Consider the following 26,258-nt stretch of genomic DNA (forward strand, 5'->3'; position numbering starts at 1 on the left):
TGGTGGCATGACGACGTCCCCCGAGCGCCAGGCCATCGCCGAGAGACAGCTGTGCGGTCTGGTGAACGGGCTCGCCCAGCGGATCGGCGAGCACGTCCGGGAGCGCGCCGCCACCCTGGGCCTCACCGCGTCCCAGGCGACCGCGCTGCGGGAGATGAGCGGGCCGATGACCATGCGGGAGCTCGCCGAACGCATGAGCTGCGAGCCCTCCAACACCACCTTCGTCGTCGACAAGCTGGAGAAGCAGAGCCTGGTCGAGCGTCATCCGCACCCCACCGACCGCCGCGCCAAGCACCTCGTCCTCACCGCCGAGGGCACCGCGCTGCGCACACGCCTCCTCGAGCTCCTCGCCGTGGACTCCCCGCTGTCCGGCCTCACCCCCCAGGAGCAGCAGGTCCTTCACGGCCTGTTGGAGCAGGCCATCACCTCCGCGTGACCGCAACGGCGCACCGTCGTCCGCGCCGCCCCACCCCGCCCCGAACGTCCTCGGCGGAATCCGGCAGTGATCACCGCAGAGAAATCCACTGGCGGGCCCGGGCCCTCACGAACCAGCATGGAGCGCATGAGTGACCGACCCGCACGATGGAGCCAGGCAACCGTCTACCCCGACATGTGGGCCGACCCGGGCGACGACCCCCGCGCCGGCGAGGGAGCCAGTCCGGACGGCGAGCTGGCGACGCTGCAGGGCTTCCTGACGAACTACCGGACGACCCTGCGGATGAAGTGCGAGGGCCTGGATCCGGAGCAGCTGGCCCGTCGGTCGGTTCCGCCGTCGACGATGTCGCTGCTCGGCCTGGTGCGGCACCTCGCCGAAGTGGAGCGGGACTGGCGCAACTGGATCACCGACGGTGATCCGCTCCCGAAGCTGTACGGCAGGCGTGATGCCGACTTCGACGAAGCCGTCGCCGAGCAGGCCGAGGTGGACGCTGCGTACTCCGCTCTGGCGCGCGAGCAGGCCGCGACCGACGCCGCGCTGGCCGGGCACCCGGATCCGGGCGAGCGTCTGGGCAAGGACGGCATCGCCGTGCGGGAGCTGATGGTGCACAGGGTCGAGGAGTACGCCCGTCACTGCGGGCACGCCGACCTGTTGCGCGAGTGCGTCGACGGACGGGTGGGCCAGTGAGGTTCGCCTCGCCGGCATGACGGTCGTGAAGCGGGGAGCCGCGCCGCACCCGGGCTCGGCGGCGGGACCCGGGCCCCGGAGAGCGTCAGACCACCGGCGGCGGCGCCGGACGGCGCAGGTCCGCGTAGACCGACCACGCCACCGAGACGGCGGGGACGGCGACCACGGCGCCGATCACTCCGGCCGCGATGCTGCCGGCGAGCACCGAGACCGCAACCACCACCGGGTGCAGACTCACCGCCCAGCTCATCACCAGCGGGTGGAGCAGGTGGCCCTCGATCTGACCGATCACCACGATCAGCAGCAGCACCACGATCGCGATCACCGGGCCGCGGGCCGCCAGCGCCACCAGGGAGGCGATCAGCATCGCGACCGGTGAGCCGACCAGGGGGACGAAGGACGCGAAGAACTCCAGCACGATCAGCGGCAGGACGAGCGGCACTCCGAGGAAGAACAGGGCGATGCCGACCATGATCGCGTTGCTCGCGGCGACGATGAAGATGCCCCGGGTGTAACCCGAGAAGGTCCGCCACGCCGCCCGGCCGCCCCGGTCGAGATGCTCTCCCGCGGCAGCCGGCAGTTGACCAGCGGTCCACCGCCACATCCGCTCCCCGGAGTGCAGGAAGAACACCGACATGAAAAGCGCGAGCGCGGCGCCCGTCGCGACCTCGATCACCCGCCCGGCCCCGCTGACAGCCGTGCTGATCAGCGTCGAACGGTGCGCGGAGACGTAGTCGGAGATCTTGCGCCGGAGATCGTCGAAGTACGTCGCCGAGAGATGGAACGGCGCCCCTTCCAGCCACTTCTCCAGCCGGTCCAGACCACCCTGGAACTCCCCGACCAGGCGCGACACGTCGTCCGCCACGGTCTCACCGATCAGCGCGAGCAGGGCGGCCGGCACCAGGATCGCCACGGCCAGGCCGATCACCACGGCGAGCGAACGGGGAAGGACGCGGGCCACCAGATCGACCACCGGCCGGACCACCGCCGTGATCACCAGGGCCAGGAAGCCGGCCAGCGTGATCAGGTGGAACCGCCCCGCCACCATCAGCACCAGGTACGCCGCCGCCGCGACGACGAGCAGCCGCCACGCGTAGTCCGAAAGGCGGCGCAGCGCCGGACCAGCGCCGCCGACGGCCGCCGCAGGGCCCGGCCGGCGGGGCTTGGGCCGCCTCACCGGCATGCGACACCGCCACCCGCCGCACCCCCCGCCCGGGCACGCCGCACAGGGGCCGGGCCGCCGTGCCCGGCACCGTCGGAGCGCGACCGACCACGCCGTTCCGAGGGACTGCCGTCGGGCCGGGGACTGCTGGGGTGCGAAAGCGACATGCATCCTGGATAGCGGGTGGAACGCCGCCCGGCCTGTTCCCGCGCCGACGGACGCCTGCCGGGTCGCCCACCGCATCGATCCACCGCACCCGCTCCCCCGCCCCGCGCAGCCGGGTCGGCGGACGCCCGTGCTCGGACGTGCCCGGCGGACCGGGCCTGTCCGGGTGCCGGGCTGCGGGGTCACCGGCTCAGGGGGCTGCCGGACCTCGCCGGCCCCAGCAGCTGACCAGCGGGGCGGTGGTCACGTCCAGCTCGGCATCGTGGAGGTTCGTCAGGTGCCGGTCCAGGTCGGTGGACGCGAGGTCGGGCCCGACCAGCTGGTCGCGGAGCTGGCGCACCGTCGCCGCCTCCAGCTCCCGGCAGGCCGGGGACGTGACGGGGAAGTACGCCTCGGCCGCGACCTGCGTCAGGCCGGCGGCACGGAGCAGCCGGGGCAGGGTACGGCCGAAGGCGAGGTCGGCGCCGCGCTCGGCGAGCCTGGCCCGGAAGGCCCGGCGCACGCGGTTGGCCAGCTCCTGTTCCGGTCCGTGCTCGTCCGGACAGGCCAGCGGTTGCATCGCCGGGTCCGCGTCCTCCACCACCAGCCAGCCTCCGGGCCGTACGGCGGACGCCAGGCGCCGCAGCACCTCGGCCCGGTCGGGCAGGTGCACCAGCACCAGGCGGGCGTGCACCAGGTCGAACTGTTCGTCGGGCAGTGGGTCCCGGGTGATGTCGTGCCGGACGACCTCGACCGTGTCGGCGGGCAGTCCGGTCAGCCAGTTGGTGTCGAGGTCGCTGGCCAGGACCCGGCCGCGGGGGCCGACCCGCTCGGCCAGCGCCCGCGGGATCCCCGGCCCGCCCGCACCCACCTCCCAGCAGCGGTGTCCGCCCGTCAACCCCAGCCGGTCCAGGTGCTGCAACGTCCAACCGTCGAACGGCTCCGCGATGGCGTCGAACCGCCGGCCCGCCTCCCGTTGCCGGTTGTCCAGCAGGTGACTGCGTTCGCCGGTCATGTTCCGCCGCCTCTCGGGTCGCCCGAGCCTGCCGCCGGACCCGACAGGCACCGGTGGTGATCGTAGGCGACGGGTGTGCGGCGACCGGTTGCTCACCATCGGCGGAACCGCCCAGCTGGGTGACCGGCCGGGCCGGGCGGCGCGTCAGCCCGGGGCGGTCGTGGCGGCACTGACACTCTGTCGGTCGATCAAAGCGACGGGGCCGGCCGAGCACCGGCGCCCCAACCGAGTCGAGGAGGCGCCGATGATCCGGTTGCCCGTTCTCCGGCTGACGGCCGCCGTGATGGGCCTGATCATCGGGCTCTCCGGTTGCTCCGGCGTGGACTCCGCCGAGAGCACCCCCAGCCCGCGGGCGAGCTCCTCGCCGCCCGCCGACGAGGTGGCCGCCAACGGCCCGCTGGTCGGCGCCCCCGCGCTCATCCCCGACGAGCAGGCCTGTGCCGCCGCGGAGGGAAACGCTCCGTGGTACCCGACCATCGCCGCCTTCGAGGTGCACGACTCGAACCGGACGCACCGCTACGCGTGCGCGCACTTCGAGGGCGGCCCGTCGAACAACCAGGTCTTCGCGCACAGTTCGGACCAGGTCTACACCACGCCGTACAACATCGTGGACCGCGGACCGGACGAGCTCTACGTCTACGGCGGTGGCTACGGCGACAACCCGGCCGCGTCCGGCTCGTTCGTCTCACGGGTGGAGCCCGGCACCTTCAACGAGGTCTGGCGGCGGGTGCTCATCAACACCGACGCGACCGACGAGTGGGACTACCCGGGTGTCCTCAACACCCTCGCGGACGGCAGCCTGGTCGTGATCTACGGCTATCACATCGCCAGGATCGACCCGACGACCGGGAACGTCCTGGCCCGGACCGCGCTGCCCACCGGACAGTCGGCTCCGCGCGACACGGCCTACAACGGCTACGACGCGTTCCCCGACGGCACGATCGTGGCCAAGACCGTGAACCGGCAGCCCGGCTGTACCGAGCAGGGGTTCAGCGCCTTCCTCGACTGCCCCGACCCGACGGCGACGGCACCCTCGATCATGGTGGCGATCGATCCGAAGACCCTGCAGGTCGTCTCCCAGGTGACGCTGCCCGAGATGATGGGCGGCCGGCTCACCACGACGACCTTCAACGGGAGCCAGGCGATCTACCTGCCCGGCACGAGCAAGCTCTACCGGTACACCTACCAGAACGGCGCCCTCGCCCGCGACCCCGGCTGGGGGCCGGTCTCCTACCTCCAGAACGGGCAGACGGCGGCGTCGGCAATGGCGGTCATCAACGACCACGTCGTCGCCATGACCAACGGTGGGAAGCCGACCTCGACCCCCATGAGCGTCGTCGCGGTGTCCCAGGCGGACTCGACCGACGTGGCGAGCGTCCAGCCGTTCGCGAGCAGCGGCACCAAGCAGAGCTTCATTCCGTCGATGGTCTCGGTCGACCCGGAGAACAACCGCGTCTACGCGATGGACGCGGGAGCGGGGAAGCTGGCCGGGCTCGACCTGGCGAACGGCACCCTGTCGGTGGCATGGACCCAGGACCAGACGACGCTCAGCTTCACGACCCTGCTCGGCCCGAAGGACCAGCGGGTCCTGGTCGGGACCGACATCCCCGTGAAGTTCTTCCAGGGGCTCAAGACGTACGACACGGAACAGGTGGTGTGGCGCGATGCCCGCACCGGCACCGAGCTGGCCCGGTCGAGCCAACTGCCGAAGATGACCCAGGGGATCCTGGTGACACCGGGCTACGCCGGACTCCAGTACTTCCTCACCGCCGACGGGCACGTCATCGGCCTCCAGGTCGCACCGAAACCCGTTTCGGCCTCCACCTCCGCCTCTCCCACGGCCTCTCCCACGGCCTCGACGCCGCCCGGGCCGTCCGGGTCCTCGTCCGCTCCCGCACCGGCCACGCCCGGCTCGGCCACCGCGTCGCCGTGACGCCCGGGCCCGCTCCCGAGACGTGACCCGGTGAAAGGCGGTCGGACCGTACGGTGGTCCCTCGCGTGAGAGCCGTGAGGGCCGGGTGAGGGCCGTCAGGGTCGGCTGGGTCCTCTGCGTTGCCTGTGCCGCCGCCGGCGGCGGCGGGAGATCTGCTGACGGGTGGTGCGCCACCGCAGTCTCATCTGGCCCAGAACGTGGTCCCACTCCCGGCGGACCTCGTCGTCCGGCGGTCGCTCGCCCCGGCCGATGCGGTCGAGTTCATCGCACACCTCCCGCCCGAGCGCCGCGGACCCGACCACGACGACCATGGCGCAGAACAGGCAGGAGAGAATCGCGAAGACGGCGCCCACCGCGCCGTACCGCGTGGCGTAGGAGCTGAAGAGGCGCGGCAGGTAGAAGGTCGCCCCCATCGAACAGGCCGCCAGGAGGAGGGCGGCGATGACACCGAACGGGACGAGGTCCTTCAGGGCGATGCGCCCGGCGGAGAGCACCCGGCCGCTCCAGACGGCGAAGGCCGCCGTGAGCGGCACCTCGGCCAGGGATGCCACCAGTTCCAGACGTCCGTGGCCGAGAACGGCGTGCAGCCACGAAACCGCCGCTGCGTACACCGGCAGGGTGAGCGCCCACCGCAGGCCGTTCGGTGTGTTGCGCACGCTGAGCGGGCGCAACTCCCAGGTCTGCTCGAACATCCGCTGCATCGCCCGTGTGAAGCTCAGGACCGAGACCACCAGGAACGCCGTTCCCAGGATGCTCGCACTCGCGCTCGCGCCGGTGGCGGAGGCGAACACCTCGTCGACCGCCTCGGCCCCGCCTCCGGTGAGGCCGTAGCGGTCGATGATGCGGTTCGCGACGTCCTTGTCGCTCAGACGGGTCAGGACGGAGCTGCAGAGGATCGCCAGCGGGATGAGTGCCGTCAGGGCGCTGGAGGCGAGCGCCATCGACCGGTCGAAGCCCACGACCTTCTGGAAGCGGTTGACGACGCGCAGCGCGAAGGCCGGGCGCAGCCAGAAGGTCAGCGTTCTGATGACTCGCTCGCGGTTGATCGGTGCCGTCTCCCCTCGCGACCGGCCGGTTGGTGACAGGGCGAGAGTAGCCCGGCGCCGCGGCATCCCACGGCTCCGACGCGGACGGGGGCTCCCCCCGTCCGCGGGAGGCCTCAGGGGGCCTTGAACAGCAGCGGGAACCGCAGGGCGAGCCAGGGCTTGCGGCCCCAGGCGAGGACCTTGCCGCGGGCCAGAACCGCGAACGGGTCGCACCGGCCGAGGGCGAGCAGCAGGAAGGTCACCGGCTCGGTGAGGATCGTGCAGTCGGGCCGGGTCGTGGGCCCGGGAGAGACCTCGGCGGCGCCGTCGAGGAAGGTCACCGTGAAGCGGGCGCCGCCCCGTATCCGCAGGTCGTAGCAGGCGGTGTGACCGGCGGCGGATCGGCCGTCGACGACCCGGGGCATGGCGGTCATCAGGAACGGTACGGTCAGTGCCACCCGGTGGCGGTCGACCATGTGCGGGCGGCGCAGCGCGACGGCCAGGTCGTACCCGTGGCCGAGCATGTGCGTGAGCAGGTACGAGGCCAGCGTGGCGAGGTCCATCGGTCCGAGCGGGGTGAGGACCGGGGCCGACGCCGGCCGGTCCGCGCAGGCCTCGGTGAAGGCGCGGGCGTGCCGGACGATCTCCTCGGCGAGGACCGTGGTGTCACGCTCGGCGAAGGCGGTCAGGGAGGCCTCGTTGGCCGCGGCCAGGCTGTCCGGTGTCCCGTCCCCGTAGGTCCGCTGCTCGCCGGCGGCCAGAGCGGCCATCAGCTCGTTGGCGAGGGCGAGATGGGCCGCCGCCTCGCCCACGGTCCACTGCGCGCCGGGGATCGGGCGGTCGGTGTCGGGGCGGTGGCGGAGCAGCGCCGCGATATCCTCGGCCACGCCGAGGACGGCGTCTAGGAGCACGGTGCGCACGGAGTCCCGCGGGACCGGGGCAGGGATCATGGTGGTGAATCGTGGACCACCCCCGCCCCGCTGTCCAGAGATCCGGCGGAACTGATTACCGGCGGGTAGGCCCGGTGGCCCCGCCCGTGACCCCGCCGGCGAGGAGGGCATCAGTGCCGGTGACAGTGACGCCCAGGGCGCGGAACGCCTGCAGGGCGGCGGCGTGGAGGGGCGGTTGACGATCCACTGCTGGAGGTCCACCAGCACCAGGACGGTGCCGGGGGCGGGGCTGGTCGGGGTGTCGGTCATCGAGACTCCTCGAAATGGGGCGGCGGGTGGTCACTCCGCGGCAGCGGCTGGCCACTTCGCGGCGGCGGTGGTCACTCCGCCGCGGTGGGTGGCCACTTCGCGGCGGCGGTGGTCACTCCGCCGCGGTGGGTGGCCACTTCGCGGCGGCGGTGGTCACTCCGCCGCGGTGGGTGGCCACTTCGCGACGGCGGGCATCACTGCGGGCGTCGAAGGGCCTGGCGTCCCACCGGCGGTGCGGGCGACGGGGCGGGGTACAGGGGGGCGGGTCGTGCAGCGACGGCCGCCCCTCTCCCCTGCGCCTGCTCAAGGCGCGCCCCCTCCCCTGCGCCTGCTCAGGGGCGGAGGAGAGGTCGCACCCCCGGGGCGGACGGCGACCCGGGAAAGGCGCGGCGGCGCGGCGCCGAAGCGCCGCCGCGCCTACTTGTCGGCGGTGAGCTTGCCGGCGTGGGCCCAGTCCTCGCCCTGGTATTCCTGGATCCAGACGTAGACGCTCTCCGCCGGGACCTCCAGGGCCTCCACGAACGCCTCGGTGATCTTCTTGACCAGCTCGCGCTTCTGCTCGACCTTGCGCGGGCCCTGCTGGATGGTGACGACGGGCATCTTCGGCTCCTCGGTCCTCGGTTGGGACTTCTCCTGCGGGATTCCTCCCGCCGTGAACCAGTCCACCGGATCGCGGGCCGCGCACCCAGACCCGATTTCGGCTGGCAGCGATCACGAATCCTGATCGTCCCAGCTCACGGGCTCGGTCCGGCAGGCGTTCAGGAGCAGCCGCGGGACCGGGTCGGCGCGGCGCACGGCGAGCGCCGTCGGCAGCGCCAGCGGTCTGCGGGGCGAACGGAAGACGATCCGGCGGGTGCTCGCCGTCCGCGCGTTCGCGGCGTAGACCACCGTCCACATCGGCGCCCCCGTGCCGATGGCGGCCAGGGTGTCCTGGAGGGAGCCGGTGGACGGACCGAGGACGGGGCGGAAGCCGGCCTCCTGGCAGGCGGACATGACGAGGTCGACCAGGGCGGGATGGTTCGATCGCTCGGTGAGCCGCAGTGGCAGCTCGGCGAGCTCGGACAGATCGATCACGGGGTGCACGGCCTGCGGGTGCCGCGCGGGCAGGGCGAGGACCAACTCGTCCTGCCAGACCGGCAGGAAGCGAAGAGCGGGGTCGGAATCCGGGATCGCGCCCCGGACGAAGGCGGCGTCCAGCCGCCCGTCCGCGAGCCGGGCGAGCCGGTCCCCGACCGGGGCGGAGTGCAGCTCGACGCGGGTGCCGGGGGCGTGCTGCTGGTACGCGTCCAGGATGGCGTCGAGGCGTTCGCCGAGGCCGGTGACGGTTCCGATCCGGAGCGTGCCGGGCGAGGCAAGGCCGGCGGCGACGGCCCGGGCGGCGTCCTCGGCCGCCAGCACGTTCCTGGCCGCCGGAAGGAAGCGCTCGCCGGCGGGCGTCAGCCGCACGTACCGGGGCGACCGGTCGAACAGTTCGACCTTCAACTCCCGCTCCAGGCGCCGCACCTGCTGGCTCACCGCGGGCTGGCCCAGCAGCAGCCGCTCGGCCGCCCGGCCGAAGTGCAGCTCCTCGGCGACGGCGACGAAGCAGCGCAGCTGTCGTAGCTCCATGGGACCCCCGCTCGGTGTGTCGACGGCCCATCGTCGCAGGGCCCCGCAGGCGGGCCGCGCGCACCCGTGCCCCGGCCGGCGAGGGTGCGGACGAGGACGGCCTGATCTGGCTGGAGGTCGCCGCCGCCGGCTCGCCGCTGCGCATCGCGCCCGCCGCGCGCTCCCGCGTGCGCGGTGCCGAAGGGCCCGTGCCGGAAGGGCCGGCACCGCCGTAGGGCCCTGGGTCACGCCCCGCGCGACGGCCCGGCCACCGGTGGAGGCGTCAGGGCCGGTTACCGGCCAAGGTGGTGGACGAAGCGGTAGGTGTCGCGGTCGAGTTCGGTGACCTCGACACAGATCGCCGCCGGAACGGCGATGCGGGCCTGGAGGACCGTGAGCACCCGGGCGGTCAGTTCGGCCCGCTGCTCGGTGGTGCGGCCGGCCAGGATCTTGATCTGCGCCAGCACCAGGGCCTCACCGGTGCTCCCGTCGCCGACCGCGTACCGCGCGGCCGGGCGGAACAGGGTCTTGCAGTCCGCCACCTTGGTGTCGATCACCTCGGTGATGAGCTGGTGGACCTCCGCGGCGAGGCCCGCCTGGTCGAAGTCGAGTTCCGGCGAGTGGTCGATCAGGATCTGCGGCACGGGGGCCTCCTACAGGACGGGACGGGACAGCCGGTCCGGACCGGACGGACAGCCGGACGGGACCGGCCGAACGGCACGGACAGCCGGCCCCGACGGCACGGACGACATCCGCGACGCTATCGCGCACCGCCGTGCGCCCGGCCGCCGGCACCCCCGCGGGCCGGTCACGCTCGCCTGATTCTCCACCTTCGCCACCGTCCGCCCGGCCGTCATCGGCCGCGTTGGTGCGGCGGCGGTACAGCAGCACCAGGATCCCGGCCACCGCCAGGAGCCAGGCCGCGCAGTCGGCGAAGAGCGAGAGCAGGTGGTACGCGTGCTCGTCGAGTCCGATCGCGTCGGTCCACGACGCGGGGACGAACAGGCCCATGAGATGGCCCGCGAGGACGAAGAGGATGCCGTAGTGGAACATCGGCGAGGCGATGTTCAGCAGCCGGGACTCGTACACCTCGGACGAGCGGGTGGTCCACCCGAACCTGTCGTAGCGGTAACGCCAGACCAGGCCAAACACCAGCAGCGCGACCGCGGGGTACGGCAGGGCGCCCCAGAGGAAGGTGCTCATCGGCGGTCTCCGGTCGCGACGGGCGGAACACACCCCACGGGCGGGACAGACCCCACGGGCGGAAGCTACCCCATGGGCCGGACGGACTCCACGGGCAGGACGGGGAGCAGGCCCAAGTGGCCGTAGGGCGGCTGGGTGTCCAGACCGACCTGCTCACGCGTCGGGCCGCCACGGGCGAGGGCCTGGGCAGCAGCCCGGTCCTTCGGGGACGGTCCGGGCAGCGTGGCGCACACGGCCTCCAGCACCCGGGCGTACGGGGTGCCGTGCTCGGTGAGGGCGAGCCGCAGGAGCCCCAGGGCGGGTCGGTGCTCGCGCAGCAGCGCATCCGAGCCGGTGGCGGCCGTGAACTCCAGCACGGCGGGCAGGAAGTCGGGCAGCTCCTCGCCGGTGAACTCCAGACCGTGCCGGACGGACACCGCCGTCTTGACGAACTCATGACACTGACGGACCATCATGCTGGCGCGCGCCGCAGTTCCTCCCCTGCTCCGTCCCTACGGACCCCCCACAGGAGGACAGTCATGCGACTGCCCCGCCGAGGGAAGCCCGCCGCGGTCACCGCCGTGCTGCTGGCCCTCGCACTCGCCTCGCCGCTCACCACGCGGGTCGCCGCCCAGCCGGTCGCCGGCGACACCGTCGCCGCGGCCGAAGCCGCGGGCGACACCGCCCGTCAGTACCTCCTCGACGGCCCCCGCACGGTCGCCGAACGCAGCGCCGTCGCCGCCACCGGCGCCTCCGTCGACGCCGTCCGGCCCGACTCGGTGGTGGTCACCGCCACGTCCGCCGAACTCGCCCGCCTGCGCGCGCTCGGCTGGTCCCCCACCGCGCTGCCGGGGCCCCGGTACGGCGTCGAGGACGGCCGGGAGAGCACGGCCGCAGGCCTGTACGACTTCCCGCCCGCCGACTCCGGGTACCACAACTACGCCGAGGCCGCCGCCGACATCGACGCCGTCGTCGCCGCGCACCCCGACATCATGAGCAAGCGCGTGATCGGCACCTCCTACGAGGGCCGCCCGATCGTCGCCGTCAAGATCAGCGACAACGTCGGCACCGACGAGAACGAGCCCGAGGTGCTGTTCACCGCCCACCAGCACGCGCGCGAGCACCTCACCGTCGAGATGGCGCTCTACCTGCTGCACGAGTTCGGCGACAAGTTCGCCACCGACAGCCGGATCGCCAACGCCGTCAACAGCCGCGAGATCTGGGTGATCCCCGACCTCAACCCGGACGGCGGCGAGTACGACATCGCCACCGGCCGCTACCGCAGCTGGCGCAAGGACCGCCAGCCCAACGCCGGCAGCCGCAACGTCGGCACCGACCTGAACCGCAACTGGGACTACAAGTGGGGCTGCTGCGGCGGCTCCTCCGGCTCCACCTCCAGCGAGACCTACCGGGGCGCCGCGCCCGAGTCCGCCAAGGAGACCAAGGTGGTCGCCGACTTCGTCCGCTCCCGGGTGGTGGGCGGCAAGCAGCAGATCACCGCGGCCATCGACTTCCACACCTACAGCGAGCTGGTGCTCTGGCCGTTCGGCTGGACCACCGCGGACACGGCCTCCGGGATGACCGCCGACGAGGCCAACACCTTCGCCACCCTCGGCCGGAGCATGGCCGGCACCAACGGCTACACGCCCGAACAGTCCAGCGACCTCTACATCACCGACGGCGCGATCGACGATTGGCTGTGGGGCGCGCAGCGGATCTTCGCCTACACCTTCGAGATGTATCCGGGCCCGAACGGCAGCAGCGGCTTCTACCCGCCGGACGAGGTGATCGGACGGGAGACCAGCCGCAACCGCGAGGCCGTGCTGCGGCTGGTGGAGACCGCCGACTGCATGTTCCGGGTGATCGGCAAGCAGCAGCAGTACTGCGGCATCACCACCTGAGCTCCCGGCCCCCCGACAGCCCGGCCTCGCCCGTCCGGCGCGCCGCCACACCCCCCGCGGCGGCGTCGCCGACGGGGTCCGCCCGGTCCGCGACACGCGGGCAGGAACGTCCCTGCGCTCCGTACCCGCCGGTTCCCGGTGCAATGGACCGGACGCGGCGCACCGTCGAAAGGGGTTTCCGGATGGAGGCAGGGACTGCGGAGCCGGGGCCCGTCCGGGTGCTGGACGTCTCCGGCGCCGCCTACCGTCGTGCCTTCGAGCTGTTCCTCGCCGGCACCGACGAGAAGCTCCGTACCCACGCCCGGCTGGACCAGGTCGTCGCCGGGCTGGAGCACCGCCGGGTGTTGCTGGACGTGGGCGCGGGCGAGGGCCGGACCACCGCACACCTGGGGCGGTTCTTCGAACGGACGGTGGCCGTCGAGCCCAGTGCCGCGATGCGCGAAAGGCTGCGCCTGGCCTGTCCCGACGCCCTGGTCCTGCCGGAGCCGATCGACGAGGCGCAGCCGCCCGGGCCGGCGGACTTGGTCCACCTCTCGCACGTGCTCTACTACGTGCCGGAGGAGGACTGGCTGCGCACGGTCGGCACGGTCCTCGGTTGGACGGTGCACGGCGGCACCCTGGTGGTGATGCTCCAGAACCCGGACAGCCCGTGCATGCGGATGGCCGAGCACTTCACCGGGGTCCATTACGACCTGCGGCCGCTGGCCGACCGCCTGCGCGAGCGGGAGCCGGCCCACGAGTACACGCTGGAGACGCTCGACCTCCGCTACCGGGCCGACCGCCTGGAGGAGGCGGTGGACGTCGCCGAGTTCATGGTGAACGTGGCCGACTTGGCCACCATGGAGCCGCGGCCGGACCGCACCGAGCTGACCGCCTACGTCCGGCGTCACTTCGCCCGGCCGGACGGCTCGTTCGTCATCGGCCACACCCAGGACATGCTGACCGTCCGGCGGGCTCGGCCGGCCGGCCGGCCGGGTGAGGCTCGCGTGGTGAGGCGGTCGGTCGGCTGAAGTCCCGGCCCCCGCCTGACCTTTGCCCTCCTGGCGACAGTCGTCCGCCGGGAGCCGTCCTCGCTCCCCCACGGCGTGCGCCCCCGAGTGGTCCCTGGCAGGTCGATCCGCGGCCGCTGCAACGCCCGGCACGTGACCCGGCTCTTCCGACAGGCCGCGAACAGGTGAAGCATGTCACGGCCTCGCCCCGTCCCCCCACCGGGTCGGAGCAGGTAGGTTCCTTCGTCCAAGGGGAGGACACTCCCCCTTGGACGCAGATCCCACCGTCAACAACTCCTCCGACGAGAGAGGCACGATTGACATCCTCCCGGCGCTGAAGCGCGGGGATTCCTGGCTCACTTCGCCTGGCACCTAGCAGGTGGCAGGGCTTACAAGATCAGCACCAGCCAGGTTGAGACCAGCCCGGACGAGCATCACGCGGGCGGAGTTCTTGTCCCGTGGGGACGAGACTCCGCACGCGGTGCACGTGTAGGTCCTTTCGGAAAGGGGAAGTGCGTGCTTGGCTCTCGCTCCGCAGGGCGCGCAGTCCATCGTGGTGTGCGCGGGGTGGACAAGGTGCACGGTGCGCCCGTGCTTACGGGCCATCTCGATCAGCGCGGCCTTGGTCGCACCGATCGCCGCATCGGCCGCCTTGCGGGCCATCGTGGTCCCGGCAAGGAACGTCGGCCGGAAGTCCTCCACCGCGATGTGGTCGTGGTCCCGCACCACGGACTTCGCCCACTTGCGGCCGGTGTCCTGCCGCTGCCGGGCGATCTTCCTGGACACCCTCGCGGCCTGTTTGCGGGCCTTCCTGTACCCCTTGGTGTCCGGCTTGTTCTTCGGGGTCCGTCGACGCGCCATCATCCGCTGGTAGCGGGCAAGACGCTGCGCCGCGATCCTGCCGTGCTCTGCGTGGGGGAGGTCGTGGGCGTCACTGGTGGTGGTCGCGGTCTCCTTCACACCCCAGTCGACACCAATCACGCGGCCGGTGACCGGAAGCGGCTGCGTCTCGGCGACGACGACGACGACGACGACGAACGAGCAGTACCAGTGCCCGAGGCCGTCCCGGTACACGCGCACCGACGACGGAGCGGACGGCAGGTCACGCGACCACACCACCGTCGGCACGATGCCGCCGGCCAGGTGCAGACGGCCGTCCTTCAGCCGGAACCCGCGCGTGGTGTAGTTCAGCGTGGGCAGTGCCTCACGCTTTCGCTTGACGCGGGGCATCCCGGCCCGCCGGCGCACCGGAACCTTCGCCTTGATGTCCTTGAGCGCCTTCGCACGGGACTCGGCGAAGTCCCGGATGACCTGCTGCTGCGGCACCGAAGCGCCCTCACGGAGCCACGCCATCGACTGGCGGGCCTCGGTCAGCATCCTGTCGAGCTGTGCGGGCCCGCACGTGGTCTTCCCGCCGGTGGCCTTGTTGTGCAAGTGCACCTTGTGGGACACAGCCACACACTCGTTCCACACCCAACGACACCGGCCCCACTCGGCATCGAGCCGGGCGAGCGCGGTGGACGACACGCGAAGACGGTAGGTGTACCGGGCATGCCCGGTGTCCTCCACAACCTGTCGCACCGTCATGTCGGGCAACCTACAGCCACCCACTGACAGTGGAAGAAAGCACAGGTCACAGCAGATGAGCAAAGCGCTCCGCCGCTACGCGGCCCCGAGCCAAGGACCCTCCCCCACCCTCCGGGCGGGGGGACCCCCATCTCCCCGGCCTGAAGGCCGGAGCCTCCTGGGAGAAGTCAGGTGATGTCTGCACAGGACACCGCGCACCACCCCCCGCAGCGCATCGGTGTGGTCGCCGAGTCGGCCACCGGGGAGACCCGCGTCGCCGCGACACCGTCGACGGTGCGCGCGCTGCTCGCGCTCGGCTACGAGGTCGTCGTCGAGTCCGAGGCGGGCGCGGCCTCCGGCTTCACCGACGAGGCCTACGCCGAGTCGGGCGCGCACATCGGGGACGCCTGGGCGGCCGACATCGTCCTGAAGGTCAACGCCCCGTCGACCGGGGAGCTCGCCCGGTTGCGTGACGGCTCGACCCTGGTCGGCCTGCTCGCCCCGGCCCAGCGGCCCGAACTGCTGGAGGCGCTCGCGTCGCGCCCGGTCACCGCCCTGGCGCTGGACGCGGTGCCGCGGATCTCGCGTGCGCAGTCGATGGACGTGCTCAGTTCGATGGCGAACATCGCCGGGTACCGTGCCGTGATCGAGGCGGCGCACGTGTTCGGCCGCTTCTTCACCGGCCAGGTGACGGCCGCGGGCAAGGTCCCTCCGGCGAAGGTGCTCGTGGCCGGTGCCGGCGTGGCCGGGCTCGCCGCCATCGGCGCCGCCTCCAGCCTGGGGGCGATCGTCCGGGCGACCGACCCCCGGCCGGAAGTCGCCGACCAGGTACGGTCGTTGCGCGGGGAGTACCTCGCCGTGAACGTCGCCCAGGAGGCCGGCACCGACGGCTACGCCAAGGCGACGTCCGCCGACTACGACCGTGCCGCGGCCGAGCTCTACCACGAGCAGGCCAAGGACGTGGACATCATCGTCACCACGGCGCTGATCCCCGGGCGGCCCGCCCCGCGCCTGCTCACCGCCGCGGACGTGGCGGCGATGAAGCCCGGCAGCGTCATCGTCGACATGGCGGCCGTCCAGGGCGGCAACGTCGAGGGCACCGTCGCGGGCCGCACGGTGGTCACCGGCAACGGCGTCACCATCATCGGCTTCACCGATCTCGCGTCCCGCCTGCCCGCGCAGGCGTCACAGCTGTTCGGCACCAACCTGGTCAACCTGCTCAAGCTGCTGACGCCCGGCAAGGACGGGCAGCTGGTCGTCGACTTCGACGACGTCGTCCAGCGCGCGGTGACCGTGGTCCGGGACGGCGAGATCACCTGGCCGCCGCCGCCGGTCGCCGTCTCGGCCGCTCCCGCCGCGCAGCCCGCCGCCGCTCCCGCGGTCGTCGAGCCGAAGCCGCCCCGGCTCACCCCGGCGGCCCGCCTCGGCCTGATCGGCGTCGGCATGCTGGCGCTGTTCGCGCTGGTCGCCTTCGCCCCCGCACAACTCGCCGAGAACTTCACGGTGTTCGCGCTCGCAGTGGTCATCGGCTACTACGTCATCGGCAAGGTCCACCACGCCCTGCACACCCCGCTGATGTCGGTGACCAATGCGATCTCAGGGATCGTGGTGATCGGCGCCCTGCTGCAGATCGGGCACCGGAGCACACTCGTCACCGTGCTCTCCTTCGTGGCGATCCTGCTGACGAGCGTGAACATCTTCGGCGGCTTCGCCGTCACCCGTCGCATGCTGAGCATGTTCTCGACGTCCCCCGAAAGGCGCTGAGCCCGATGACTTCCACGACGGCCGCCCACGCCGCGGACCTGGTCGCCGCCCTGCTGTTCATCCTCAGTCTGGCGGGGCTGTCCCAGCACCGCACCTCCCGCGCCGGCGTCGCCTACGGCATCGCCGGCATGGCCCTCGCCCTGGTCGCCACCGTCGTGGTGGCGTCCCGGAGCATCACCGCGGGCGCGGTCGCCCTGATCGTCGTCGCGATGGTGCTGGGCGGCGCGATCGGCCTGTGGCGGGCACGGCAGGTCGAGATGACGCAGATGCCGGAGCTCATCGCCGTCCTGCACAGCTTCGTCGGCCTGGCCGCGGTGCTGGTCGGCTGGAACAGCTACCTGGAGGTCGAGTCGCAGGGCTCGGCACAGGACGCCGTCCCGGCCGACCTGCTGGGCATCCACCACGCCGAGGTGTTCATCGGCATCTTCATCGGAGCGGTCACCTTCACCGGCTCGATCGTCGCCTTCCTCAAGCTGTCCGCCCGGATCGCCTCGCGTCCGCTGGTGCTGCCCGGCAAGAACGGGCTGAACCTGGGCGCGCTCGCCGCGTTCGTGGCGCTGACGGTCTGGTTCACCGTCAGCCCCGGCCTCGGCCTGATGATCGCGGTCACCGTGCTCGCCCTCGCGCTGGGCTGGCACCTGGTCGCCTCGATCGGCGGCGGCGACATGCCCGTCGTCGTCTCCATGCTCAACAGCTACTCCGGCTGGGCCGCGGCGGCCGCCGGGTTCCTGCTCGACAACAACCTGCTCATCGTCACCGGCGCGTTGGTCGGCTCCTCGGGTGCCTACCTGTCCTTCATCATGTGCAAGGCGATGAACCGCTCGTTCCTCTCCGTCATCGCCGGCGGCTTCGGCATCGAAGCCCCCTCCGGCGGGGAGGAGGAGCAGGGTGAGCACCGCGAGATCCGCGCCGAGGAGGCGGCACGCCAGCTCGCACAGGCCCGGTCCGTCGTCATCACCCCCGGCTACGGCATGGCGGTGGCGCAGGCGCAGCACCCGGTCGCCGAGCTCACCCGACGGCTGCGCGAGCGCGGCGTCGACGTCCGCTTCGGCATCCACCCCGTCGCCGGACGCCTTCCCGGTCACATGAACGTGCTGCTCGCCGAGGCGAAGGTGCCCTACGACATCGTCCTGGAGATGGACGAGATCAACGACGACTTCGCCGACACCTCCGTCGTTCTCGTCATCGGTGCCAACGACACCGTCAACCCGGCCGCCACCGACGACCCTTCCAGCCCCATCGCCGGCATGCCGGTGCTGCGGGTGTGGGAGGCGGAGCAGGTGATCGTGTTCAAGCGGTCCATGGCCTCCGGTTACGCGGGGGTCCAGAACCCGCTGTTCTTCCGCGAGAACAGCGGCATGCTCTTCGGGGACGCCAAGCAGAGCGTCGATGAGATCCTGCACTTCCTCGACGCCGACGACCGGGGCCGGCAGGCACCGGCCGCCCGACCGACCACGGCGGGCGACCGGGCCTCCGTGTAGGGCCGCAGCCGCGGGCGGTCGGCCGGGTCCCGCACCCGGCCGACCGCCCGGCTTGCCGCGGCTGGGGGCTCCTGCGCGCCGCATCCCACCGATCCGACCTTCCGATCCGCACCATCCGATCCGCTCCGGCCCGGCCGGGGCGGATCGTCGGCTGTCGGCGTCTCCGCCGCCGCCCGTACCGGGTCGCTGCGGCCGGCGGGCTCCCCCGCTCCCGGTGACGTGCCCTCGGGCCCGCCGTCAGATGGTGGCCGTGTCGATGACGAAGCGGTAGCGGACGTCGCTCGCGCGAACCCGCTCGTAGGCGCCGTTGATCTCGTCCGCACGGATCAGCTCGATCTCGGCGCCCACCCCGTGCTCGGCACAGAAGTCCAGCATCTCCTGGGTCTCGGCGATGCCGCCGATGCCCGAGCTGCTCATGCTGCGGCGGTTGCCGGACATCGCCTGGAGCTCGATCTGCACCGGCTCCTCCGGGAGTCCGAGGTTCACCATGGTCCCGTCCGTGCCCAGCAACGACATGTAGGCGGCGAAGTCGAGCGGGGCGGAGACGGTGTTGAGGATGATGTCGAACCTGCCTGCCAGCTCCTCGAAGGTCTTCGGGTCACTGGTGGCGTGGTAGTGGTCGGCGCCCAGCCTCAGGCCGTCGTCCTTCTTGCGCAGGGACTGCGACAGGACGGTGACCTCGGCACCGAGCGCGTGGGCGATCTTCACCCCGACGTGGCCGAGACCGCCGAGGCCGACGATCGCGACCTTCTTGCCGGGGCCGGCGCGCCAGTGCCGCAGCGGTGAGTAGGTGGTGATGCCGGCGCACATCAGCGGGGCGGCCACGTCCAGGGAGAGGCCGTCCGGGATGTGCACGACGTAGTTCTCGTCGACGACGACCTTCTGCGAGTAGCCGCCGTAGGTGGGCCGCCCGTCCTTGCCGACGGCGTTGTACGTCCAGACCGGGCTCTTGGCGCAGTACTGCTCCAGGCCCGCCCTGCAGTTGTCGCACTCGCGGCAGGTCTCGACCATGCAGCCGACGCCCACCCGGTCGCCGGCCCTGAACTTCGTCACGCCGGGGCCGGCCTCGGAGACGACGCCCGCGATCTCGTGGCCGGGCACCATCGGGAAGATGGCTTCGCCCCAGCCCGCGCGGGCCTGGTGGATGTCGGAGTGGCAGATGCCGACGAACGCGATGTCGATCAGTACGTCGTGCTCCCCGACCGCGCGACGCTCGATGGTCGTCCGCTCCAGCGGGGCCTTCGCGGCGGGCGCGGCGTAGGCGGCAACGGTGGTCATGGCAGGGGTCCTCCTCGAGACGGGCGACGAACGCACTGAGGTGGGAGGCGACCCGGTCGGGCACCTCCCGTGGCAGGGGGCGGCCGGTGCCGCCGGGACCGGTGCGGGTGCGGCCGGGGCTCCGGGATGCAGGTGCCGGCTCGGGAGCCGGGGCGGGCCCGCCGGCGGCGGCCGGAGGCTCGCACCGTCCGGGCGCCGCGGCGGAGCGCCGTCGCCCCGCCGCGGCGGCCCGTGTCTCAGCCCGCGATCGGACGCAGCGCGTCGGTGATCATCGCCGCCAGGCCGGAGGCGCCGTTGTAGGAGCCGACGGTGGCGTCGTTTCCGGCGTTGATGATGTCGTCCCCGCCGACCTGGTTGCCGTCGCCGACGATGATCGTGCCGTAGTTGCCTCCCGCGGCCTGGGCGGCATCCATGGCGCCGCCCGCCACGGCCCCCGAACCGTTGTGGGAGCCGACGGTGGCGTCGTTTCCGGCGTTGATGAGGTCGTAGCCGGCGACCTGATTGCCGTTGCCGACGATCACCGTCCCGTGGTTGCCGCCGGAGACGACGTCTGCGCTGGCGACGGTCGGCACGACGGCGATTCCGACGGCGGCGAGCAGGACCGGCAACCACGTGGTGCGACGCTTCATGGAGGTTCTCCGCTTCTGTCAGTAAATATCCCTGGCTGGGCGAGGGCGACAGTAGGCGCGCTCCCGGAGTGTCGGGCCGTGTTCCGCCGGTCGGCGGCGTGTCGGGTGCACCACCGACCGCTCCCCGCCCGGACCCACGCCGTCCGGTGACCGGCGCACGTTGCCGGCCGGCCTCGGGCGGTGCCCGTGCCGTGGTGCCGCGCCGGCTGGGAGCGTTCCTCAGGTGGCGGATGACGGCCGTTCGGCGCAGCACGACCCCGCCGGGCCCCGGCCCGGCGGCGCCGGGCGCCTACCGTGGGCGGATGACTGATCGTCGGGCCGGTCGGACTGCCGCCGGCCGGTCGGGCTACCTCGGAGCCGCCGCCGCCTTCGCCGTCTGCATGGCGGGCACCACCCTGCCCACCCCGCTGTACGGGCTCTACCAGCAGGAGATCGGCTTCTCCGAGCTCATGGTGACGGTCGTGTTCGCCGTCTACGCCTTCGGCGTCATCGGCGTCCTGCTGCTCGTCGGCAACGTCTCCGACTCCGTCGGACGCCGGCCCGTCCTGCTCTGCGGGCTGGCACTCGCGGCCTGCAGCGCCGTCGCCTTCCTCGCGGAGGGGGGCCTACCGCTGCTCTGCCTGGGCCGGCTGTTGTCCGGCCTGTCGGCAGGCCTGTTCACCGGCACCGCCACCGCGTACGTACTGGAGCTCGCCCCGCCCGCGCGCCGGGCCCGCGCCGGCTTCGTCGCGACCGCCGCCAACATGGGCGGCCTGGGCTGCGGGCTGCTGATGTCGGGGCTGCTCTCCGAGTACGCTCCCGATCCCCTCGTCCTGCCGTTCGTCGTCCACCTCGTGCTGGTCGCCGCGTCGTTCGCGGTGACCTGGTTCCTGCCGGAGACGGTCTCCGGTGCCCGCCCGCTGCGCACCGCCCGTCCGCAGCGGCCCTCCCTGCCGGCGGAGGTCCGCGGGGTGTTCGTCCCGGCGGGGATCGCCGCCTTCGCCGGCTTCGCCCTGCTGGGTCTGTTCACCTCGGTCAGCCCCGCCTTCCTGGCCCAGAGCCTGGGCATCCACAACCGCGCGGTCGTCGGCCTCATCGTCTTCGCGGCCTTCTTCGCCTCCACCCTCGGCCAGCTCCTGGTGCCCCGGCTGGGCACCGCGCGGGCGATCCCGCTGGGCTGCCTGGTGCTGATCGCCGGACTGGCCCTGCTGGCCGCCTCGCTCGCGTGGACCACCCTGCCGCCGCTGGTGCTCAGCGCCCTGGTGGGCGGCGCGGGCCAGGGCATGGGCCTGCGCGGAGCCGTGGGCGAGGTCGCGGCCGCCGCTCCCGCCGAGCACCGCGGCGGCGCCCTCTCGATGCTCTTCGTGGTCGCCTACTTCGGCATCTCGATCCCGGTCATCGGGGTCGGCCTGCTCAGCGAAGCGCTCGGCCTGGCCGACGCCGGCCTGGTGTTCACGGCCTGCATGGCCGTCCTCGCCGCCGCCTCCGGGACCTACCTGCTGCACCGGGCCGCGCCGGCGCCCGAACCGACCCGTCCCGGTACGTGACCGTCTCCGGTGGGCGGGCCTTCGGAACGCCTCGCCGGAGCCACGGCCCGGGCGGAGGCCGACGGCCCTCCGAGCACCCGTGACAGGGTGGACGGATGACGACCGACCGCGACCACTCACCCGCTCTCCGACCCGACGGCTTCACCCCGTGGTCGGAGACCACGGCGGCCCACAGCGATCTCCTGACCGCGAAGACGCTGGTCTACGACCCCTGCGGGTTCATCTGCTCGCAGCCGGTGCCCGAAGCCGAGAGCGCGGAGTACGCCGCCCACGAGTTCACCCTCGACGGCCGCTCCGTCCGGTTCCGCGCGGCGAAGACGACCCCCACCAAGGTCGGACAGTTCGTCACCGTGTGGAAGAGGTCCCCCGGCGGGCCCATCCAGCCCTTCGACGCCGCGGACCCCGTCGACCTCTTCGTCGTCAGCAGCCGCGACGGTCACCACTTCGGCCAGTTCGTCCTTCCCATGGACGCGCTCCGCCGGCACGGTGTCGTGTCGGCGAACGGTGCCGGCGGGAAACGCGCCTTCCGCGTCTACCCGCCCTGGGTGACCACCACCAACCGCCAGGCCGGCAGCGCACAGGCCTGGCAGCTGGAGCACTTCCTGTCCCTGGACGAGGACGGGTCCCTCGACTCCGCCCGCGCCCGTCGGCTCTACCACCCCTAGTTCGATCCGGTGGATCGTCCTGCGTGACGCGTGCACAGCCGACCGATGTGGAGCGGGAGTTCATCGGGCCGGACCTGCCGGTCGACGGGGACGGCCCGTACCCCGAGCGGTTTGCGCCGGCAGTTCGAGGGCGTGGTCCGGCGGCTCAGGGCCGGCGGGCAGCAGCGGGGGATGCCGCAGGCTTGTCGGGATCGCAGGTGTGGGCTCCCAGCGGCGGCTGCAGTCCCGGATGCCGGGATCTCGGTGGCCCGCCGCCGCCCAGGGAGCGGGGATCGTGCGCCACCGGGCGCGGTGTCGGCCTGCGGGCTCAGGTGAGGGCGGCGACCAGCACGGCGAAGGCGGCGATGAGGACGGCGACGCGGGCGTAGTGGAAGCGGTCCCAGCGCTTCGACTGCTGCTTCCAGTCCGCGGGCCGGTTCTCAGCGGTCCACGTCTTGCTCCGGTTGTTGATCGGGACGAGCAGCAGGACCGACATGATCACGCTGACGGCCAGCAGCACGCCGGCGGTGACGGCGAGGCCGGTGCCGTGGTGGTGCCGTCCGGCGATGGCGCTGACCGCGACGAGGACGAGCGAGGTGATGTACCAGACCGGCATCACGGCGCCGAGCATCCGTCCCCCGTGGGCGCGGGCGCTCAGGCAGCTGTCGTCCGGGAGGCCGTAGAGGATCGGGTTGATGACGAAGGCGACGGAGAACTCCACCCCCACCATCACGCCGACGACCACGGTGGTGAAGACCTCGAGTGCGTTGAGCATGATGATCCCTCCTGGGATCTAGCGCTGCTAGATGACAAGGCAACGTTAGTACTGCTGCCGCTTGATTGTCTAGCAGTGCTAGAATCAAACCATGTCAGTACAGGAACGCAAGGAACGCGAACGGGCGGAGCGCGAACGCCTCATCGTGGCGACGGCCCGCGAACTCGCCGAGCAGCAGGGCTGGGACGCGGTCACCACCCGTCGGCTCGCCGAGCGCATCGAATACAGTCAGCCCGTCCTCTACAGCCACTTCCGCGGAAAACGCGAGATCATCGGCGCCGTCGCCCTCGAAGGCGCCGCCGAGATGGCCGCGGCGCTGCGGGCCGCGGCCTCCGCCGCGGACGGCCCTCGCGCCCGGGTCACCGCCCTCGCCCGCACCTACCTCGACTTCGCCGCACGCAATCCGGCGGTCTACGACGCGATGTTCCAGCTCGACGGCGGCCTGGCGTTCGCGCAGGAGGACACCCCCGAACCGCTGAAGGACGCCTTCGCCGCCCTGCTGGAAAGCCTCGGCGAGGTCGCCGGGGACGGCGTCCACCCGGCACTGTTCACCGAGGTGTTCTGGGCGGCCCTGCACGGACTGGCGACCCTGACCCGGGCGCGACGGCTCCCGCCGGAGGACACCGAGCGCAGGGTGGAGCTGCTGGTGGACCGGCTCGCCATGATCTGACCACCGCCCCGGCGGGCACGCAGCCGGGGTCCCCGGGCCCCGGCTGCGTGCCTCCGGCATCGCCTCCGGTCACTCGCGCCCACACGGCGCAGCCGCGGACCGCCGGGCCCCGCACCCCGGACGGGCACCCGCCCCGCAAGCTGCGATGCTCGTTGATCACGACCCGACACGCACCCTGGGGCGACCGCCCCGCCGGCCGGCCTCCCCGCACCCCCGCTCCCAGGACGACGCGCCGCAACAGCCCGGGGCAGGGCCGGCCGGGGCCGGGCGAGGCCGCAACGACCCGGCGCCGGGGCCGGGCAGGGCAGGGCAGGGCAAGGCCGCAACGACCCGGCGGCGGCCGGCGACCGGCTCAGAATCCGTGGCCGGCAGCGCCGTCGCGCAGCAGGGCGAACGCCTCGGTCGTCTCCGCGACGGCCTTCGGCGCGACGTCGCCGATGTCCTGCCCTTCGGCGAGCCTGGTCCAGGTGGAGCGGGCGAGGACCTGGCGCACCGCCGAGTACTGGGCGGCGACCAGCCGGGCGGCCACGTTCCCGTCCGGGTCCAGCGCCTCGGTGAGCGCGCGGGCGTCGGCGTCGAGATAGTCGAGCAGATGGAAGGAGAGGCTGGGGGTTTCGTAGACCAGCCGGAGGAAGGCCAGGACCTCGGGGTCATCGGTCAGCCCGGTGTTGGGGTCGCGGGCCGCCAGACGATCCAGGTGGTGGCGTTCCAGGGCGTCCAGCGGGGTGAGACCGGCCTCGCGGTCGTGCACGACCCGCGCGGCCTCGCCGAGGTGGTCGGCGAATCGGTGCAGGACCAGCTCCTCCTTGCTCCCGAAGTAGCGGAAGAGGGTGGGCTTGGAAACCTCGGCGGCGGCGGCGATCTCGGCCACCGAGACCTGGTCGAACCCCCGGTCGAGGAACAGGGCGATGGCCACGTCGGCGATGGTCTGCCGGGTGCGCTGCTTCTTGAGGGTCCGCAGACCCGTGTCTGGCTCGCTCGGGCTCATGCCCTGATCATAACCCGGAGACATTTGTTACTCGGTTGCATTTCTTACTGGGTTGCTGTTCCATGGTGTGTACCGACAAGCCGGAAGGGCGGACACACGCATGACGACCGTGGTGATCGTGGGGGCGGGGCCGACCGGACTGACCCTGGCGTGCGGACTGGCGCGGCAGGGCGTCGCGGTCCGTGTCATCGAGAGGGCAGCCGCATTCCACACCGGCTCCCGCGGGAAGACGCTCAACCCGCGCAGCCTGGAGGTCCTCGCCGACCTGGGCCTCGGCGAGGGGCTGGCGGCCGCGGGCCGCACCCACCTGCCGTTCCGCAAGTACTTCGCCGGCGAGTTCGTCAACGAGACCGAGCCGTTCGCGAGCGCCCGCCGCAGCGCGGCCGTCCCGTACCCGGCGAGCCTGTGGCTGCCGCAGACGCGGGTGGAGCGGCTGCTCCGCGAGCGGCTCGCCGAGTACGGGGTGACGGTCGAACTCGCCACCGAACTGGTGGACTTCACGCAGAACGGCGAAGGGGTGGAGGTGCGTCTCGCCGACGGCGGGCGGATCGCCGCCGAGTACCTCGTCGCCTGCGACGGCGGCCGCTCCACGGTGCGCAAGCTGCTGGGCGTACCGTTCGTCGGGGAAGGCGACCCGGAACCGCTGATGGTCTGCGGCGACGTCGAGGTCGAGGGGCTGGATCCGGGCTCCTGGCACCAGTGGTTCGGGCCGCAGGGCGTGTTCCTGCTCTGCCCGTTCGAGGGCAGCCGCCGCTGGCAGCTGCAGGCGAGCCCGGAGACGGACGCCGACGGCCGGACGGTCGCCCCGTCGCTGGAGAGCTTCCAGCGGCTGGCCGCCCTGCACACCGGCCGCCAGGACCTCAGGCTCACCAATGCCACCTGGCTCTCCACCTGGCGGGTCAACGTCCGGATGGCCGAGCAGTACCGCCGGGGGCGGGTCTTCCTGGCCGGCGACTGCGCGCACGTCCACCCCACCGCGGGCGGGCTCGGCATGAACACCGGCATCCAGGACGCCTGGAACCTCGCGTGGAAACTCGGGTACGTGCTGCGCGGTCTCGCCGCTCCGGCCCTGCTGGACACCTACCAGGAGGAACGCCTGCCAATCGCCGCCTGGACCCTCGACGTCACCAGCACCGGCATGACCGCCGTCATCGACGGCATCAGCACCCCCGGCATCGGCGTCGAAGCCGGCCGGGTCGGCGACCTCACCGGCCTCTCGCTCGGCTACCGGTGGAGCCGGCTCGCCACCGGACGCGCCGCCGGCCCGCTCCAGGCCGGCGACCGGGCACCGGACGCCCCCTGCCCCGGCCCGGACGGCGAGCCCGCGCGGCTCTTCGAGCACTTCGCCGGCGACCACTTCACGCTGCTCGGCTTCGGGCCGAGCGCCCGGCCCGCGCTCACCGGGCTGCCCGACCACGTCCGGCCGGTGCCGCTCGACGACCCCGACGGGGAGGCCCGCCGGGCCTACGGGGTCACCGGCGACGCCCTCGTCCTCGTCCGGCCGGACAACCACGTCGCCCTCCTCGCCCCGGCCGCCGCCCGCGAGGACGTGCTCACGTACCTGGCGGCGCTGATGTAGCCGTGGCAGCGGGCTCGTCAGGCGCCGCACACCGCGGGCCGGTCGTCAGCGCGGCCCGCGGACAGCCGCCCGGCCACAGGGCGGGCGCGGTGGAGGCA

General features: G+C 72.6%; 23 protein-coding genes and 2 pseudogenes. 11 read left to right on the plus strand and 14 right to left on the minus strand.

The genetic code is table 11. The features are described from left to right. The first annotated feature begins 7 nt into the window (after positions 1-7). On the plus strand, positions 8-436 hold the full coding sequence (locus OG286_RS02600; RefSeq protein ID WP_396320382.1) for a MarR family winged helix-turn-helix transcriptional regulator: 429 nt from the start codon (positions 8-10) through the stop codon (positions 434-436). 117 nt (positions 437-553) lie between these two features. Beyond that, positions 554-1,123: a DinB family protein gene (locus tag OG286_RS02605; protein ID WP_396320383.1), complete on the plus strand. Its 570-nt coding sequence runs from the start codon at positions 554-556 to the stop codon at positions 1,121-1,123. 85 nt (positions 1,124-1,208) lie between these two features. On the opposite strand, the gene OG286_RS02610 is transcribed toward OG286_RS02605, so the two are convergent. Both OG286_RS02610 and OG286_RS02615 read right to left on the minus strand, forming a co-directional pair. Continuing rightward, positions 1,209-2,306 carry an AI-2E family transporter gene (locus OG286_RS02610; RefSeq protein WP_396320384.1) on the minus strand — a complete coding sequence of 366 codons (1,098 nt, stop codon included), beginning with the start codon at positions 2,304-2,306 and terminating at the stop codon, positions 1,209-1,211. Positions 2,307-2,640: 334 nt separating this feature from the next. Then, complete coding sequence (locus tag OG286_RS02615; RefSeq protein WP_396320385.1) at positions 2,641-3,444, minus strand: methyltransferase domain-containing protein; 804 nt, start codon at positions 3,442-3,444, stop codon at positions 2,641-2,643. 244 nt (positions 3,445-3,688) lie between these two features. Here OG286_RS02615 and OG286_RS02620 point away from each other — a divergent pair, with 244 nt between their 5' ends. Further along, a complete protein-coding gene (locus tag OG286_RS02620; RefSeq protein ID WP_396320386.1) occupies positions 3,689-5,377 on the plus strand; it encodes a hypothetical protein in 1,689 nt (562 codons plus the stop codon). Positions 5,378-5,472: 95 nt separating this feature from the next. Here OG286_RS02620 and OG286_RS02625 read toward each other — a convergent pair whose 3' ends face one another. The 7 genes and pseudogenes from OG286_RS02625 to OG286_RS02655 all read right to left on the minus strand — a co-directional run. Further along, positions 5,473-6,489 (minus strand): YhjD/YihY/BrkB family envelope integrity protein, encoded by a 1,017-nt coding sequence (locus OG286_RS02625; protein ID WP_396320387.1) that lies wholly within the window; start codon positions 6,487-6,489, stop codon positions 5,473-5,475. Between the two features lie 47 nt (positions 6,490-6,536). Then, complete coding sequence (locus tag OG286_RS02630; protein WP_396320388.1) at positions 6,537-7,352, minus strand: maleylpyruvate isomerase family mycothiol-dependent enzyme; 816 nt, start codon at positions 7,350-7,352, stop codon at positions 6,537-6,539. A gap of 666 nt (positions 7,353-8,018) precedes the next feature. Continuing rightward, positions 8,019-8,201 carry a 4-oxalocrotonate tautomerase DmpI gene (dmpI, locus tag OG286_RS02635; RefSeq protein WP_396320389.1) on the minus strand — a complete coding sequence of 61 codons (183 nt, stop codon included), beginning with the start codon at positions 8,199-8,201 and terminating at the stop codon, positions 8,019-8,021. A 111-nt stretch (positions 8,202-8,312) separates the two neighbouring features. Further along, positions 8,313-9,209, minus strand: coding sequence for a LysR substrate-binding domain-containing protein (locus OG286_RS02640; protein WP_396320390.1), 897 nt, complete (start codon positions 9,207-9,209; stop codon positions 8,313-8,315). 272 nt (positions 9,210-9,481) lie between these two features. Further along, positions 9,482-9,832: a 5-carboxymethyl-2-hydroxymuconate Delta-isomerase gene (locus OG286_RS02645; RefSeq protein WP_396320391.1), complete on the minus strand. Its 351-nt coding sequence runs from the start codon at positions 9,830-9,832 to the stop codon at positions 9,482-9,484. A gap of 217 nt (positions 9,833-10,049) precedes the next feature. Beyond that, a pseudogene (locus OG286_RS02650) lies at positions 10,050-10,391 on the minus strand (respiratory nitrate reductase subunit gamma); the annotation flags it as partial. A 65-nt stretch (positions 10,392-10,456) separates the two neighbouring features. Further along, a pseudogene (locus OG286_RS02655) lies at positions 10,457-10,792 on the minus strand (nitrate reductase molybdenum cofactor assembly chaperone); the annotation flags it as partial. A gap of 117 nt (positions 10,793-10,909) precedes the next feature. Between OG286_RS02655 and OG286_RS02660 the strand changes: the two are divergent. Both OG286_RS02660 and OG286_RS02665 read left to right on the plus strand, forming a co-directional pair. Beyond that, positions 10,910-12,271, plus strand: coding sequence for a M14 family metallopeptidase (locus OG286_RS02660; RefSeq protein WP_396320392.1), 1,362 nt, complete (start codon positions 10,910-10,912; stop codon positions 12,269-12,271). 182 nt (positions 12,272-12,453) lie between these two features. Then, a complete protein-coding gene (locus OG286_RS02665) occupies positions 12,454-13,281 on the plus strand; it encodes a class I SAM-dependent methyltransferase (protein WP_396320393.1) in 828 nt (275 codons plus the stop codon). Between the two features lie 351 nt (positions 13,282-13,632). Here OG286_RS02665 and OG286_RS02670 read toward each other — a convergent pair whose 3' ends face one another. Continuing rightward, on the minus strand, positions 13,633-14,847 hold the full coding sequence (locus tag OG286_RS02670; protein ID WP_396320563.1) for an RNA-guided endonuclease InsQ/TnpB family protein: 1,215 nt from the start codon (positions 14,845-14,847) through the stop codon (positions 13,633-13,635). 174 nt (positions 14,848-15,021) lie between these two features. Here OG286_RS02670 and OG286_RS02675 point away from each other — a divergent pair, with 174 nt between their 5' ends. Together OG286_RS02675 and pntB are read left to right on the plus strand one after the other, a co-directional pair. Continuing rightward, positions 15,022-16,590: a Re/Si-specific NAD(P)(+) transhydrogenase subunit alpha gene (locus OG286_RS02675; RefSeq protein ID WP_396320394.1), complete on the plus strand. Its 1,569-nt coding sequence runs from the start codon at positions 15,022-15,024 to the stop codon at positions 16,588-16,590. 5 nt (positions 16,591-16,595) lie between these two features. Beyond that, positions 16,596-18,071: a Re/Si-specific NAD(P)(+) transhydrogenase subunit beta gene (pntB, locus tag OG286_RS02680; protein WP_396320395.1), complete on the plus strand. Its 1,476-nt coding sequence runs from the start codon at positions 16,596-16,598 to the stop codon at positions 18,069-18,071. Between the two features lie 237 nt (positions 18,072-18,308). Here pntB and OG286_RS02685 read toward each other — a convergent pair whose 3' ends face one another. After that, on the minus strand, positions 18,309-19,349 hold the full coding sequence (locus tag OG286_RS02685) for an NAD(P)-dependent alcohol dehydrogenase (protein ID WP_396320396.1): 1,041 nt from the start codon (positions 19,347-19,349) through the stop codon (positions 18,309-18,311). Between the two features lie 236 nt (positions 19,350-19,585). Further along, positions 19,586-19,978 carry a hypothetical protein gene (locus OG286_RS02690; protein WP_396320397.1) on the minus strand — a complete coding sequence of 131 codons (393 nt, stop codon included), beginning with the start codon at positions 19,976-19,978 and terminating at the stop codon, positions 19,586-19,588. 302 nt (positions 19,979-20,280) lie between these two features. On the opposite strand from OG286_RS02690, the gene OG286_RS02695 reads away from it, so the two are divergent. Together OG286_RS02695 and OG286_RS02700 are read left to right on the plus strand one after the other, a co-directional pair. After that, the gene (locus OG286_RS02695) at positions 20,281-21,504 is read left to right on the plus strand and encodes an MFS transporter (protein WP_396320398.1); all 1,224 of its coding nucleotides are present in this window, start codon (positions 20,281-20,283) and stop codon (positions 21,502-21,504) included. 95 nt (positions 21,505-21,599) lie between these two features. After that, positions 21,600-22,169 (plus strand): MepB family protein, encoded by a 570-nt coding sequence (locus OG286_RS02700; protein ID WP_396320399.1) that lies wholly within the window; start codon positions 21,600-21,602, stop codon positions 22,167-22,169. 307 nt (positions 22,170-22,476) lie between these two features. Here the strand turns inward: OG286_RS02700 and OG286_RS02705 are convergent, their stop codons facing one another. After that, positions 22,477-22,923, minus strand: coding sequence for an anthrone oxygenase family protein (locus OG286_RS02705; RefSeq protein ID WP_396320400.1), 447 nt, complete (start codon positions 22,921-22,923; stop codon positions 22,477-22,479). Positions 22,924-23,014: 91 nt separating this feature from the next. Between OG286_RS02705 and OG286_RS02710 the strand changes: the two genes are divergently transcribed. Further along, a complete protein-coding gene (locus tag OG286_RS02710) occupies positions 23,015-23,593 on the plus strand; it encodes a TetR/AcrR family transcriptional regulator (RefSeq protein WP_396320401.1) in 579 nt (192 codons plus the stop codon). A 352-nt stretch (positions 23,594-23,945) separates the two neighbouring features. Here OG286_RS02710 and OG286_RS02715 read toward each other — a convergent pair whose 3' ends face one another. Then, positions 23,946-24,581 carry a TetR family transcriptional regulator gene (locus OG286_RS02715; RefSeq protein ID WP_396320402.1) on the minus strand — a complete coding sequence of 212 codons (636 nt, stop codon included), beginning with the start codon at positions 24,579-24,581 and terminating at the stop codon, positions 23,946-23,948. A 100-nt stretch (positions 24,582-24,681) separates the two neighbouring features. Between OG286_RS02715 and OG286_RS02720 the strand changes: the two genes are divergently transcribed. Further along, positions 24,682-26,160 carry an FAD-dependent monooxygenase gene (locus tag OG286_RS02720; protein WP_396320403.1) on the plus strand — a complete coding sequence of 493 codons (1,479 nt, stop codon included), beginning with the start codon at positions 24,682-24,684 and terminating at the stop codon, positions 26,158-26,160. The last annotated feature ends 98 nt before the right edge of the window (positions 26,161-26,258 follow it).

This window comes from Kitasatospora sp. NBC_00039, from assembly GCF_045160625.1.
Taxonomy (GTDB): domain Bacteria; phylum Actinomycetota; class Actinomycetes; order Streptomycetales; family Streptomycetaceae; genus Kitasatospora.

Coding starts and splice junctions, on each gene's coding strand:
- OG286_RS02690 (WP_396320397.1), bottom strand. CDS start 19,978: ATGAAGCGTCGCACCACGTGGTTGCCGGTCCTGCTCGCCGCCGTCGGA.
- pntB (WP_396320395.1), top strand. CDS start 16,596: ATGACTTCCACGACGGCCGCCCACGCCGCGGACCTGGTCGCCGCCCTG.
- OG286_RS02685 (WP_396320396.1), bottom strand. CDS start 19,349: ATGACCACCGTTGCCGCCTACGCCGCGCCCGCCGCGAAGGCCCCGCTG.
- OG286_RS02695 (WP_396320398.1), top strand. CDS start 20,281: ATGACTGATCGTCGGGCCGGTCGGACTGCCGCCGGCCGGTCGGGCTAC.
- OG286_RS02710 (WP_396320401.1), top strand. CDS start 23,015: ATGTCAGTACAGGAACGCAAGGAACGCGAACGGGCGGAGCGCGAACGC.
- OG286_RS02605 (WP_396320383.1), top strand. CDS start 554: ATGGAGCGCATGAGTGACCGACCCGCACGATGGAGCCAGGCAACCGTC.
- OG286_RS02615 (WP_396320385.1), bottom strand. CDS start 3,444: ATGACCGGCGAACGCAGTCACCTGCTGGACAACCGGCAACGGGAGGCG.
- OG286_RS02610 (WP_396320384.1), bottom strand. CDS start 2,306: ATGCCGGTGAGGCGGCCCAAGCCCCGCCGGCCGGGCCCTGCGGCGGCC.
- OG286_RS02640 (WP_396320390.1), bottom strand. CDS start 9,209: ATGGAGCTACGACAGCTGCGCTGCTTCGTCGCCGTCGCCGAGGAGCTG.
- OG286_RS02660 (WP_396320392.1), top strand. CDS start 10,910: ATGCGACTGCCCCGCCGAGGGAAGCCCGCCGCGGTCACCGCCGTGCTG.
- OG286_RS02670 (WP_396320563.1), bottom strand. CDS start 14,847: ATGACGGTGCGACAGGTTGTGGAGGACACCGGGCATGCCCGGTACACC.
- dmpI (WP_396320389.1), bottom strand. CDS start 8,201: ATGCCCGTCGTCACCATCCAGCAGGGCCCGCGCAAGGTCGAGCAGAAG.
- OG286_RS02600 (WP_396320382.1), top strand. CDS start 8: ATGACGACGTCCCCCGAGCGCCAGGCCATCGCCGAGAGACAGCTGTGC.
- OG286_RS02720 (WP_396320403.1), top strand. CDS start 24,682: ATGACGACCGTGGTGATCGTGGGGGCGGGGCCGACCGGACTGACCCTG.
- OG286_RS02625 (WP_396320387.1), bottom strand. CDS start 6,489: ATGCCGCGGCGCCGGGCTACTCTCGCCCTGTCACCAACCGGCCGGTCG.
- OG286_RS02705 (WP_396320400.1), bottom strand. CDS start 22,923: ATGCTCAACGCACTCGAGGTCTTCACCACCGTGGTCGTCGGCGTGATG.
- OG286_RS02715 (WP_396320402.1), bottom strand. CDS start 24,581: ATGAGCCCGAGCGAGCCAGACACGGGTCTGCGGACCCTCAAGAAGCAG.
- OG286_RS02675 (WP_396320394.1), top strand. CDS start 15,022: ATGTCTGCACAGGACACCGCGCACCACCCCCCGCAGCGCATCGGTGTG.
- OG286_RS02620 (WP_396320386.1), top strand. CDS start 3,689: ATGATCCGGTTGCCCGTTCTCCGGCTGACGGCCGCCGTGATGGGCCTG.
- OG286_RS02630 (WP_396320388.1), bottom strand. CDS start 7,352: ATGATCCCTGCCCCGGTCCCGCGGGACTCCGTGCGCACCGTGCTCCTA.
- OG286_RS02665 (WP_396320393.1), top strand. CDS start 12,454: ATGGAGGCAGGGACTGCGGAGCCGGGGCCCGTCCGGGTGCTGGACGTC.
- OG286_RS02700 (WP_396320399.1), top strand. CDS start 21,600: ATGACGACCGACCGCGACCACTCACCCGCTCTCCGACCCGACGGCTTC.